Raw genomic sequence first — 13,077 nt, forward strand, 5'->3', positions numbered from 1 at the left:
TAACAAAAAATGGCGCACGAAAAATTTCATGCGCCATTTTTACTTACTACCTAATTAACCAAATTTTTATAGTTTCTTCAATCCTTTTAACTCAGAAGGATTCCCTTCTTTAATGCTGATGGCAACACCTCCGCCTGGAGCTAGATATTGCTTCAATTTAGTTTTTGAGTTTACAATAACTTTTGTAACCGTATATTTTTGTGGGTTTTCTTTCCAATTTGCCTCTTTAGCATCAGCATAAATTGTGGCGATGTAGTTTTTTCCTGCTGGCAAATAATCAAATGAAATGTTTGCTGTTCTTGCATTTTCATCTGTAATTCCGCCAATAAACCATTCGTCTTTGCCTTTTGCCTTACGCGCTATTGTGATGTAATCTCCCGGTTCAGCTTCGAGAATATAACTGTTATCCCAATCAACAGCTACGTCTTTTATGAATTGAAATGCATCTGGAAAACGCTCGTAATTTCCCGGAATATCAGCCGCCATTTGCAACGGACTGTACATTGTAACATAATACGCCAATTGTTTTACCAAAGTAGTATTTACACGTTGTGTGCTTCCAGTTCCGTAATAAGAAAGATCGGTTTGGAAAATTCCTGGGGTGTAATCCATTGGGCCTCCCATTAATCTTGTAAAAGGCAAAATAGTTGTATGATCTGGCGCTAAACCTCCCATCGATTCAAACTCGGTTCCGCGAGCAGATTCCTGTGCAATCCAGTTTGGAAAAGTTCTGTTCAAACCCGTTGGTCGAACCGCTTCGTGACTGTCAATCATAATTTTATAATCGGCGGCACGTTTGGCTACATTTATATAATGATTCACCATCCATTGTCCGTCATGGTGTTCGCCACGCGGAATAATTTTTCCAACATAACCGGTTTTTACAGCATCGTAACCGTTATCATTCATGTACTGAAAAGCACGATCCAAACGTCTTTCATAATTAGTCGCAGATCCCGAAGTTTCATGATGCATGATGATTTTTACACCTTTTGAAGCTGCATATTCATGGACTGCTTTTACATCAAAATCCGGATATGGCGTAACGTAATCAAAAACTTCTTCTTTCCAGTTTCCAATCCAATCTTCCCAACCAATGTTCCAGCCTTCGATAAGAATCGCATCAAAACCATTTTTAGAAGCAAAATCAATATATTCTTTTGCTCTTTCTGTTGTAGCTCCGTGTTTTCCATTCGGCGTAAGCTTAGTGAAATCATCAGTAAGTTTTACATTATTCTCTTTTCCAAAAGCCCATGTACTTCTTCCAGCAACAAAATATTCCCACCAAATTCCGATGAATTTTACTGGTTTGATCCAAGAAACATCTTTGTAACTTGTTGGTTCGTTGAGGTTCAGAATCAGTTTTGAAGCTAAAATATCTGTTGCTTTATCGCTTACGACAATAGTTCTCCAAGGCGATTGTGCATCGGTCTGCATATAACCTTTTGCTCCAAGCGCGTCTGGTGCCAAATGACTGATCATTTTATTAGTTTTGGCATCAACTTCAAGATACATTGCAGGATAATTGATTAATCCTGCTTCGTGAATATTGATGTACAAACCATCATCCGATTTCATCATTGAAGGCGTTTGTACAGACAATTCTTTTATTGGACATTGTGCATTAATTTCGATCGTTGCTTTTTGCATCAGCGAAGGAATCTCTGAAATTTTAGACGTTGTATATGCGTATTCATTGGTATCATAATCTCCCGGAATCCAGAAAATTTTATGATTTCCGGCCAAATTAAATTCAGAACGTTCTTCTTTAATTACAAAATAACTTAAGTCGTTTTGCTTCGGAAATTCATATCTAAATCCTAATCCGTCATTAAATAAACGGAAACGGATTCGGATAAATCTATTGTTGTTTTTGGCTTGAACCAAAGTGACAACCAATTCGTTATAATGATTACGAATCGTTTTTTCTTCACCTAAAACAGGATTCCAGTTTTCATCTACAGTAGATTGTGCTGTATTTGTAACCGTAAAGCCATCCATAAACGAAGCCATATTTTGAAGTTCTAAACCTAAAGAACTTGGCTTTATAACTGGTTTTTGTTTGTATGTTAATTGGTAAGACGGAATGCCGCCTTCCTTTAATTCAAATTTTAAAGAAAGGTTTTTGTCTGGCGAAGTTATTTCTTGCGCCTGAAGCCAAAATGTACTGGCGAATGCAAAAAATAAAAGTGCGATTGTTTTACTCAAACGAATTTGAAGTAGCTTTTTTTGGGATTGAAAATTCATGTTATCTGGTTTTGTGCAAGCTTAATTTTATCAGAGGCTTTTATTGTTTTTTAAGTATTAAATATTGGTAGGCCGATAAGTTTATTTCGGCACCAATTGTTACTTGATTTCCGGTTAAGGCATCAACCCAGGTAGTATTTGCTAATGCGGTTGAAGTAGCATATTTAACCGCTTTATTTTTAACATTTACTACAATTAAAACTTTATCAGCAGCTGTTTCCATAGAAAATACGGTTGCATCATTACTGCTATATCCTGTAATTTTTCCTTTTCTAAGTGCTTCACTAGTATTTCTAAAAGCGATTATCTTTTTGTATTCTTTCAACATAGCATAATCGGCTGTAGACCAGTCAATGGCAATTTTATCAAAATAATCGATTCGTTTTGCGTATCCAATTTCCTGTCCGCCGTAAATCATCGGAACAGATTTCATGCTTGAAGCAATAACAAAAGCAGCTAATGATCCTTTTTTACCTCCAAAAAGTTCTAAAGGAGTTCCATCAGAAAGATTCACATCGTGGTTTGTAATATAACGAACAATGCGTTTTGAACTGTCTAATTGGCCATACTCTTTAGAGCTTTCAGTTTGTAAATAAGAAGCAGGCTGTGCTTCTGAAAATACTTTTTTTAATGCATCAAAATATGAAAAACCAAAAGTATAATCAAAACCAGCATCATAATGATTGACTCTTGTTCCTTCTGCCATCATGATCATTTTTTGATTTTTGATTTTACGAATTTCAGTAATGGCTTGCGTCCAGAATGCCTGCGGAACAAAATCGGCAGCATCGCATCTGAAACCATCAATATTGGCATTGTAAACCCAGTATGACATCGCATCGATCATGGCTTTTTTCATGTCAGTATTGTTGTAGTTTAATTGCGCTACATCTTGCCAGTTGGTTTCCGGTGGAATTGTAATATTTCCGTTGGCATCTTTTTGATACCAGTCAGAATGCGCTGTAATCCATTGATTGTCCCATGAAGTATGATTCGCAACCCAGTCTAAAATAACAGCCATGTTTTTACTATGCGCCGCGGTAACTAAAGAACGAAGATCATCTAAAGTCCCAAAATCAGGATTAACTGCTTTGTAATCTTTAACGCAATACGGTGAACCGTATTTTCCTGCAGCTTTTAAAACTCCAACAGGATAAATTGGCATTAAATAAATCACATTTGCACCTAATTTCTGAATAGAATCAAGTCGTTTCTGTACTCCCTTTAAATTTCCTTCTGGACTAAAAGAACGTAGATTTACCTGATAAATGACCGCATCTTCGTTTGCCGGAACTTTATCAAATGCAGTTCCGTATTGCTGGTATTCAGTTCCTGTTCCTGGATCCGGTTTTGGATCTGTTTTCGGATTGTCATCTGATGAACTGCAGGAAACAAACGCCAAAGCAAGCAGCAAAATAGAAATGATGTTGGTTTTAGACTTCATGATTTTAGAAATTAAATTTTACAAGACTAGAATTTTAGTTTTTAAACATTTTTAGATAACCTGCCTTTTGCTCAGAAAGGCAGGTATCACTCAAACTAATCTAGCTTATATGAAATATGTTAGATTATTTTTTAGTAACAGTATAAGTAGCAGATGCAGGGAAAGTTCCTTTATCGCCAACAACCGTCGTTGCTTCATTTATTGAGAATGTAACTTCATAAGTACCAGCTTCTGGTATAGAATATGCTCCAGAGTTATCTAAATAAGCAATTCCGCTTGTGCTTTCTTTTTGACCGTAGTTAATATCCCAGCTATTATTCAATCTGAATTTTAGGGCTCCTACCTTCAAATCAACAGTAACCTTCCATACTTTATTTACGTGATCGTAGGTCATAGGTGTGCTATTGTCCCAGCCACCTGGAGTACCATCTCCAACAACTCCCCATGCATAAGGAGTAGCAGACCATTTTAAAGTATTTAAGTTTACTTTTATTTGATATGAACCTGCGCCTGGAAGAAATAAATTATCATCATCCATTCTAACTAAATCTTCATTAGTAGCACCTGCACCATAAAATTCAGCCCATGTTCTTGCAGTATTTAGTTTAAATGCTAATGCAGTACCTTGAGCAGTCATATATCCTTGGAAGATTCCTTTTTCAATTGCTGGTAAAGCTGCAGCAGTTTCAATAGCCCAACCTTGATAATCTCCAGGCATATAAATTTCGCCAAAAACAACTGCTTTTTCATAAGGAGTTACTGTTATCTCAATTGGATCAGAATAAATATTTCTATCCATGGCAGCCACAACTCTTACGGCTAATTTTCCCTCTACATTAGGTTGTAATCCTAAATCAGTTGCAATTTTATTCAAATCACGAATAGTAAAAGATTTGGTTAAAACATCGTTTCCTGCTTCAAATACTTTAGCATTTAACCACGCCTTATTACCAGTAGTATTTGCTGGGAGATCAAATTGAACCGTATATAAAACGGGAGCTTCAATTGGGAAAACAACAGCTGACCAAGAAATGGTTGTTGCAGTATCATCGGCTGCATCTTCTGTAAGCACAATTTTACTTGCAGAAGATGTAATTGCAGCAGGAAAACTAACCGATTTTAAAACGGTTAATTCCGCATCAGAGTCACAAGAAGTAGCCACGATTACTAATGCAAGTAACGCTACTAATTTATTTATATATTTTTTCATATTATTTAGCTGTTTTTAGTAACCTGGATTTTGTTTAAGTCCTGGATTTGCATTTAAAGCTGAAGTTGGGATAGGGAATATTTTTCTATATTCTTCTGAAACACCTCTGAATTCATTTGGTAACAAAAATTTATCAAAACGAATCATATCTTCTCTACGGTGTCCTTCCCAATTTAATTCGCGTCCTCTTTCATCAAAAATATCATCAAGAGTAGGGTTTGAAGCTAAAGCACCAAGACCAGCGCGAGTTCTAATAGCATCAACTAATGGTTTGGCTGCTCCGGCATTACCTAAACGAACATTACATTCAGCTGTCATTAATATAACATCGGCATATCTGTAAATAGGGAAATCATTTGACGCTCCACCACCGTTCATTGAACCTGCAGGATAAAATTTAACATTTCGAACACCTTCCTGAGCACCCGCTCCCGGATTATCTAATGAAGTTATATCTAATGTATAATTTACGTCACCAGGCTGTGGACCTATTAAGAATTGTTTTTTACGAATATCTTTATCATCATATTTCGCGTAAAAATCTTTTGGGATAACAGATCCGTTCCAGCCACTATAACCAAATAAAGCATTAGCATGTGGTCCGATTAAACTACGTACACTAAAAATATTACGTCCTACAATATCCACTGTAGTGTAAATAGATAAAATCGTTTCATCTTGTGGATTCACATCTCCAAACAACTCATAATATTTATTTCCTAACGGACTTGAAGCATCTGAAAGGGCAGGATGTAATGAAAATCCTCCGCCATTTACCACATTACAAGCAGCTAAACATTCTTCCCATTTTGGAGTTCCAGTTAAAACACCGGCATTCATATATACTTTAGCAAGCAAAGTATATCCGGCCCATTTGTTGAATCTGCCGTAAAATTCTCCACCTTTAGTACCAGGTAATAAATCAATATTTGCTTTTAATTCAGAGACTACAAAATCAAATACCTCTTTACGACTTGCTTGTGGTATTTTATCAACTGTAATATTGTTGTCTGTATAAAATGGCACATTTCCAAAATCATCAATCAATAAATAATAGAAAAATGCTCTTAAAACTTTTGCTTCAGCAATTTTTGATGCATCAGCTTTAGAGTCTTCCAATAGTTTTACGGCAAGGTTTGCATTGAAAACGGACACATATAACCAGTTCCAGGTATTTCGAACTACTTCATCTGTTGGCAACCATTGATGTTTGAATAAGATTGCAAATTCAGTTGACCAGTCACCTGTATTTCTATGAGGAATAACCTGATCATCAACACACATAGAGTTTAAGTCATACCAACCCAAATCTGCACCAGCATAACCCACACCACCCCAGTTACCAGGAATTTGGGCGTATACACCAGCTAAAGCGATATCGGCTCCTTGAGGTGATCCGTAAAAATCTTCTGCAGGATATTTGTCGTACACGTTTTCTTCAAGATCGGTGCAACTTGTAAGAGCAAAGAAACAAAGGCTTCCTGCTATAAATATATTTTTTATTTTCATTTCTTTTACTATTTAAATTTAACATTTACACCAAACGAGATACTTCTGGTACGAGGATAAATTCCTTTATCTCCGCCAAAATATGCATCTGCAGAACCACTGCCACTTAAGTTAATTTCAGGGTCAATACCTGAATACTTAGTGATAAGGAATAGGTTGTTTCCAGTAAGAGAAAGTCTAATTGACTCTATAAATCGATCTTTAAAACCAAAATTATATCCTGCCGTAACGTTTTCTAAACGAACAAAAGAACCATCTTCAAGCCATAAATTTGAAGAATATTGAGAGGTGAAAATACCTAAGTCAACAGCGCTTTGCAAAACATTGCTTTTTCCAATGTTCTCCATATAGCTTGAACGTTGATTGACTGTATTATAAATTTTATTTCCTCCAGATCCTCTTAATAAGAATGAGGCGTCAAACTTTTTATATCTCAAAGTTGGATTGAAAGCAAAAGTATAAGTTGGCAGAGCAGAACCTTGCATTACACGATCTGCACTCGTACTGTCTTGATCGTATTTTCCGTCACCATTTTGATCTACAACTGTTTCAGCGTTAGCAGCGTTTTTTCCGTCGTGTTGCAAAATGTTAAATGTACCAATTGGTTGTCCTTCTATTAAGTAAGAATTTGGCGCACCCCAGTCTATATAGTTTGTTTGCAATGGTACACCATTAATCTGTCCGTTTAATTTAAGTACCTCATTACGCATAAAAGACACATTTCCGGCCAAAGTCAAAGTTGTGTTTTCGTTGCTAATTACATCATATGCTAATGCAAACTCGATACCTTCATTTTTTAGACTACCAATATTGGCTTGAATTTTATCGTATTGGTAAGGTGGCAGAGAAACGGTATAATTGAATAATAAATTGTCAGTTGTTGCGGTATATAAGTCAACTGTACCTCTCAATCTATTATCAATTAAGCCAAAATCAAGACCAATATTAGTTTGTTTTTTGGTTTCCCATTTCAAATCAGGATTAGCATTTTGAGTAATTTTGAAATTTGAAATTTGAGAACCTCCAAAATAAGTAGTTCCTGCAGGACCTACTAAAGAAATTGATCCTTGAGGCAGTAAACCTTGCTGATTACCAGTAACACCATAACCTACACGTAATTTCAAATCATTAACTACAGATTGATTCGTCATAAACGATTCTTTTGCAATTTGCCAAGCCACCGAAGCAGATGGGAAATCTCCCCATTTGTTGTTTGCTCCAAATACAGAAGATCCATCACGTCTGATACTTGCTGTAACCAAATAACGATCTAGTAAAGAGTAATTTACTCTTCCTAAAAAAGAAACTAGAGTTCTATCTTCTTTAGAAGATCTAATATCTCCGGGTAACGCTTTACTAATATCTCCTAGTTGAAGGTTGTTATAAGTTGCTAAATCATTAATAAAACCTCTTGCTTGAGAGAAATTTTCTTGCTTGCTTTGGTACTGCCATTCATACAAAGCCAAGGCATTGATTGAGTGAATTCCAAATGTTTTTTTGTAATTCAAACTAATATCCATTAATTTTTCTTCTTGGCGAGTATTAGTAATATTTCCAAAACCTTTTTGGTTTATTGCGTTTGCATCCGTTGATTTTGCCGGATCGTAGAAACCAATTGAATTATTTGCTTTTCTCCAGCTTCCAAACCAACCTGCCTGCAAACCATCAACGATATCTAAATCAGCTTTAAGGCTTCCAAATAAATTATCATATTTTCCGTCGTTAGTAATTTCTTGTTGACCAGCATAAGGATTAAAATATTGAAATAAATTAGGATCTGTATAATACGTTACTCCATCTGCCTGAAAAACTGGATCAGTAGGACGCATTTGATAAGCTTGAGAAATTAAGTTTGAAACCTGATTAACTCTACCAATACTTTGGATACTAGTGGCTGTATTACTAATTCCGTTAGTCAAAGTATAATTCAAAGTCAATTTATTATCTAATGCTTTTTGAGTCGCTTGTAATCTTGCAATATATTTTTTATTACTAGAGTTAATTACAACACCATCTTGTAAAATAGCACTCACAGAGCCATGATAACTGAATTTATCACTACCTCCACCAAACGAAAGTGTATGCGTTTGTGTAAATCCTGTTTGTGTTAAAATTCCGTACCAATCTGTGTTTGCACCATGATTCGCAGAAGCCGGAACGCCAACGCTTTGCGCCGCAGTCCACCACTCGTCAGCATTTAGGAAGTCCAATTTTTTTGGAATAAAATCGATAGCAGAAGAACCTACATATTCAAAAGTCGTTTTTCCCGCTTTGTTCGTTTTAGTTGTTACAATGATAACTCCAGGTGCTCCTCTAGATCCATAAATAGCAGTTGCCGAAGCATCTTTTAGAATATCGATTGATGCAATTTCTGTTGGAGGAATAGAATTTAATAAATCTAAATTTCCCTGAATTCCATCTACTACAACTAAAGGGTCGCTTCCACCAATTAAAGAACTTACTCCACGAATACGCACGCTTGGTCCAGATCCTGGTTCGCTACCAATTTGGTTAATATTTACACCTGCTGCTTTTCCTGAAATCAATTGCAGCGGATTTACAATTGCACCCTGATTCATGTCTTTTGCAGTTATAGACGACACAGCGCCTGTCACATCTTTTTTAGCAGTAGTTCCATAACCAACTACTACAATTTCCTGTAGATCAGTAGAGTCAGGTAAAAGTTGAATATTTATAATGCTTTGACTTGCAACAACCTTTTTTTCTTTGTATCCAACAAAAGATACAATAATTACAGATTGATTACTTTCGACTGTAAGTTTATATTTTCCGTCAAAATCGGTTACCATGCCATTTTTAGTTCCTTCTTCAAAAACAGAAGCTCCAGGTAAAGGCAGGCCGTTTTCATCAGTAATGATGCCGGAAACTGTTTGCTTTTGAAATTGAATCACTGCCGTTTTGAGTTCTGGTTTTTTGAGGATAATCTGAGTATCACGAATTTTAAATTCGGTTGGAGTTCCTTTAAAAAGCTTATCCAGAACAACATAAATAGATTGATCTTTTACAGAAATTGAAACTGTTCGGTCTAGATCGATATCATTCAGTTTATAAATAAACCTGAAATCTGTTTTTTGTTCTATGGTCTCAATAACCTTTTCGATTGTTGAATTGTTTAATTCCAGCGTTACTTTTGTCTTTTGGGCATAAGTACTTGCTCTGATATTGAACATGGCGACCAAAATAAGTAGTGTAGTTAGTTTCAATTTTAGGTCATTTTGGAACACTCGGTATAAAAACCCAGTATTCTTTGATTTTTTTTTCATAATTTTGTTAATTGATTGTAGTTAATTCGTTATATTCAATCACTTAGTAAATCGGAAATTGTTCGCAGCTCTTTCCGATTTTTTTTATTCCTGCATTCTTAGTTTCTCATAGATTTTCATTGGTTTTAGTGGTTATTTAATTAGTATTTGATTGTTTTTTATGGTGTAATTAATGCCATGAATCTCGTTAAAGTAACTCATTACATTTTCAATAGATTCTTCCTTAAAGCTGGCATTGAATTTTTCGTTGGCTAATTTTTCATTTTTGTTTACAATTGTAACATTGTAGCGTCTTTCAAGCTTTGTGATAATGTTTTTGAAAGTCATATTTCTAAAAGTCAAGCCGCCATTTATCCACGAAGTATAGATATCTGTTAGTACAGCTTTAGTCGAAATTTTGGTGTTTTCTTTATTGAAGCTTCCTTTAAATCCGGGTTTCAAAATGGTGTTTTTGAGTGCGTCAAATTCTTCATTTGAACTGTACATTCCAACTGAACCTTCAACTAAAACAACATCGGTTACAGTATCTTCGGGATAATTTGAAACGTTGAAATGTGTTCCTAAAACACGAACATTCAAGTTGTCTGCATTTACGATAAACGGATGTTTCTTGTCTTTCGCAACATCAAAAAAAGCTTCTCCATCAAGAAACACTTGTCTGTTTTCGCCGGCAATAAATTTTATAGGATATTTTAAAGTGGTTCCTGAATTTAAGTGAACAAATGTTCCGTCAGATAATTGAAGTCGGAATTTTTTTCCGTACGGAATTTTGATGGTATTGTAAACCAATTTTTCAGGATCAGAATTGTTTTCGTAAACTAATTTGTCTCCCGTTTGATTTCCAACAATATTTCCTTTTGCATCTTTGACGATCGATGAATTTTTTTCGGAAATTACCTGAATGTCACCATTTTCTAACTGCAGTACAATATCAGTGCTCTTAAAGTCGAATTGTTTTTCTGCCGATTTAGTAGAAAGACTTTGCTTGTAGAAAAAGCCAATTCCTAATAGAACAACTATAGAAGCCGCAATCGAAATGTATTTTCTAAAATTTGATTTTCTTGCTGGCATTTCAATCACTGATTCTTCTTTTCCTTCTTCTTTTGAAGTAGATAAGATATTCATGAAAATGGCATCAGCAGTTTGTTTATCCATTTTCGGCATTTCCGACAATAATTGCTGGATATCTTCTACCGTTGGAAAATCATCAGTAAGCTGATTTTTTTTATAATAAGCAATAACCTCGTTTGTTTCTTCGGGCGTGCATTGATTTAAAACAAACTTTTGTAAAAGACTTTTTATTTCAGAATTTGAATTCATTTCGAATTGTTTTTAAGTCGGGGTTCTGATATAATACAGCTGAACTAAAGTTGAGTACTACTCAAACGTTGTAAATTTTTAAATTTTTAAATTTTTACAAAATGAAAAAACACGAGAAGTATTGATTTTGTTGAGGTTTTTTAGCGAAAATATTTTTTATAAGTTTTTATTTTTTTTCAAAAACCGCAGTTTTTGTCATTTCGACGAAGGAGAAATCCTCGCAAGTAACTCCGCAACGAGAATCCAATCTTTGCCGAGCTTCTCGCGAGGATTTCTCCTTCGTCGAAATGAAAAGATTGGTGTAAGTGCTAAATTTGCTGTTAAGAACAAAAAAAAATCACCCGAAAAAGGTGATTTTGATGGTTTATGGTTTTTTGGTTTAGATAATCTCATCATGAACTTGAAAAAAGACTCGCATTGATTCCAGCGCTTTGCTCATTTGGTTCCTGACTGTATTTATAGAGATGCCGAGTTCCTGACTTATTTCTTCGTAACTCATGCCTTTCTTTCGTGCCATTTTAAAAATTTGCTTTCGTTTGGGCGGTAATTGTTTTATAGCTTGTTTGCGAAGTTTTTTGCAATCTTCTTCGCGAATCGAATAATCCCCATATTCATGAGATTTTTGACTTTCATAAAAAACAGCTTCTTTCAAAACTTTGTCGTTTGCTGCTTTATTCAGCGTGTTGAAAGCCTGATTTCGGGCAATGGTAAAAACATAGGCTTTAAACGACTGTTCCAGATTTAAGTTTTCCCGATGCTGCCATACTTTCATAAAAACATCCTGAACATTTTCTTCGGCAGCTTCTTTCGATTTTAAAAGACTAATGCTATAACCATAGATATCTTGATAATACAAATCAAAAAGCGAACGAAATGCTTTTTCGCTGCCATTTTTGAGTTCGTTTACCAATAGTTTGTCGCTATGATCTTTGGCTTCCAACATTAAATTAATTAGTTTGTATTTTAAATCTAATTATATTACGATACTATCAAAATCGCTACTCTAATGTATTGAGTGGTTAGCAAATATATAAAAATATTATTCGCATATAAAAGTCAAAAATTACACTTAATTCTGTTTTTTCAAATTTAATACCGCGTAAATCTCAGTAAATTCAGGGGTAAATTGCTTTTTATCAAGTTGATAACTTTTTGGCTGAAATTTTAAAAATTAACTATTGTGAAATTGTATTTTTGAGAATATTCTTATTGATAGAGGCAAAGTTCTAAATTTATTTAGTTGAGGAAAATATAAAAATCCTTTTATCTTTAGAATTAAAAGACAAAAGGATTTTAGAAAATTGAATATTAATAAGATCTAAAAATTAAACTCTGCAGATTAGTTTTTAAGGTCTTTAATTACTTTAAAAGCAACGTCAACCTGATCTTCTCCAACTAAAATTGTAAATTCATTTGAAGTCGAAATTACCTCGTTTATAATAATTCCTTCCCAAGCCAAACGTTGGAAAATGAAATAATAAATTCCCGGAACTACAATGTTTTCTTTCGGAAGTTTTACAGTAATAGAAGCTAAATTATCTAATTTCTGGATTAATTTTTCTCTCATAAAGTGTTTTTCAACCAAGTGATTTACACTGCTGCTTACTACAATATTGGTTTCGTTTACGCCACGAGATGAGGTATAAAAAATATCAGATAAAACATTAATATCAGAAATCAAATCGGCTTGTTTGTTTAAAACTGTTTCTGAGGCAGCGAATGTGTAATCCGTCAATTCAGAACGAACAGTAATCTCACCAATATTTTTGATTACTTTATTGATTTTATGGTTTAATTTGAAATCTAATTCTTCAGTCAGTCTTTTAAGAGACATTACAACAGCACCTTGTTTTACCTCTTTACCAAATTCGCTTTCAAGTTCGGTCATAATGTTCCGAGACAAAGAAGTTAGGTTGATAATCCCGAGCGATAATGCATTCAATAAAAATGGTTTTGTTTTGATGTAATTTTCGACGATTGAAGAAACGGTTTTCATAATTTTTTTTCTTTTTTTTTTGTAACTTAATTGGGTTGGTTTAGTTAATTTGATGTTATAAATCTCT

The 13,077-nt window shown here is 34.6% G+C and carries 8 protein-coding genes; all 8 read right to left on the reverse strand.

Features of this window, described 5'->3' with window-relative positions; all coding sequences use genetic code 11:
* Positions 1-66: 66 nt before the first annotated feature.
* The 8 genes from BD847_RS08995 to BD847_RS09035 all read right to left on the reverse strand — a co-directional run bounded on the left by BD847_RS08995 (position 67) and on the right by BD847_RS09035 (position 13,010).
* Positions 67-2,247 (reverse strand): glycoside hydrolase family 97 protein, encoded by a 2,181-nt coding sequence (locus tag BD847_RS08995; RefSeq protein WP_244201575.1) that lies wholly within the window; start codon positions 2,245-2,247, stop codon positions 67-69.
* Between the two features lie 40 nt (positions 2,248-2,287).
* Complete coding sequence (locus BD847_RS09000; RefSeq protein ID WP_115887947.1) at positions 2,288-3,691, reverse strand: alpha-amylase family glycosyl hydrolase; 1,404 nt, start codon at positions 3,689-3,691, stop codon at positions 2,288-2,290.
* A 124-nt stretch (positions 3,692-3,815) separates the two neighbouring features.
* Entirely contained in the window at positions 3,816-4,901 is a 1,086-nt protein-coding gene (locus BD847_RS09005; protein WP_115887948.1) for a SusE domain-containing protein, read from the reverse strand.
* A gap of 15 nt (positions 4,902-4,916) precedes the next feature.
* The gene (locus tag BD847_RS09010; protein ID WP_115887949.1) at positions 4,917-6,410 is read right to left on the reverse strand and encodes a RagB/SusD family nutrient uptake outer membrane protein; all 1,494 of its coding nucleotides are present in this window, start codon (positions 6,408-6,410) and stop codon (positions 4,917-4,919) included.
* Between the two features lie 8 nt (positions 6,411-6,418).
* Positions 6,419-9,634: a TonB-dependent receptor gene (locus BD847_RS09015; RefSeq protein WP_244201576.1), complete on the reverse strand. Its 3,216-nt coding sequence runs from the start codon at positions 9,632-9,634 to the stop codon at positions 6,419-6,421.
* 192 nt (positions 9,635-9,826) lie between these two features.
* On the reverse strand, positions 9,827-11,014 hold the full coding sequence (locus tag BD847_RS09020) for a FecR family protein (protein ID WP_115887951.1): 1,188 nt from the start codon (positions 11,012-11,014) through the stop codon (positions 9,827-9,829).
* Positions 11,015-11,393: 379 nt separating this feature from the next.
* Positions 11,394-11,957 carry an RNA polymerase sigma factor gene (locus BD847_RS09030; protein WP_115887953.1) on the reverse strand — a complete coding sequence of 188 codons (564 nt, stop codon included), beginning with the start codon at positions 11,955-11,957 and terminating at the stop codon, positions 11,394-11,396.
* Between the two features lie 396 nt (positions 11,958-12,353).
* A complete protein-coding gene (locus BD847_RS09035; protein ID WP_042564741.1) occupies positions 12,354-13,010 on the reverse strand; it encodes an aspartate kinase in 657 nt (218 codons plus the stop codon).
* Between the last annotated feature and the right edge of the window lie 67 nt (positions 13,011-13,077).

Origin of the sequence: Flavobacterium cutihirudinis, assembly GCF_003385895.1 — a bacterium.
Taxonomy (GTDB): Bacteria; Bacteroidota; Bacteroidia; order Flavobacteriales; family Flavobacteriaceae; genus Flavobacterium; species Flavobacterium cutihirudinis.

What these genes read in the sequence shown, in the direction of transcription:
- BD847_RS08995 (WP_244201575.1), bottom strand. Translation starts at nt 2,247, where the DNA reads ATGAATTTTCAATCCCAAAAAAAGCTACTTCAAATTCGTTTGAGTAAA.
- BD847_RS09000 (WP_115887947.1), bottom strand. Translation starts at nt 3,691, where the DNA reads ATGAAGTCTAAAACCAACATCATTTCTATTTTGCTGCTTGCTTTGGCG.
- BD847_RS09005 (WP_115887948.1), bottom strand. Translation starts at nt 4,901, where the DNA reads ATGAAAAAATATATAAATAAATTAGTAGCGTTACTTGCATTAGTAATC.
- BD847_RS09010 (WP_115887949.1), bottom strand. Translation starts at nt 6,410, where the DNA reads ATGAAAATAAAAAATATATTTATAGCAGGAAGCCTTTGTTTCTTTGCT.
- BD847_RS09020 (WP_115887951.1), bottom strand. Translation starts at nt 11,014, where the DNA reads ATGAATTCAAATTCTGAAATAAAAAGTCTTTTACAAAAGTTTGTTTTA.
- BD847_RS09030 (WP_115887953.1), bottom strand. Translation starts at nt 11,957, where the DNA reads ATGTTGGAAGCCAAAGATCATAGCGACAAACTATTGGTAAACGAACTC.
- BD847_RS09035 (WP_042564741.1), bottom strand. Translation starts at nt 13,010, where the DNA reads ATGAAAACCGTTTCTTCAATCGTCGAAAATTACATCAAAACAAAACCA.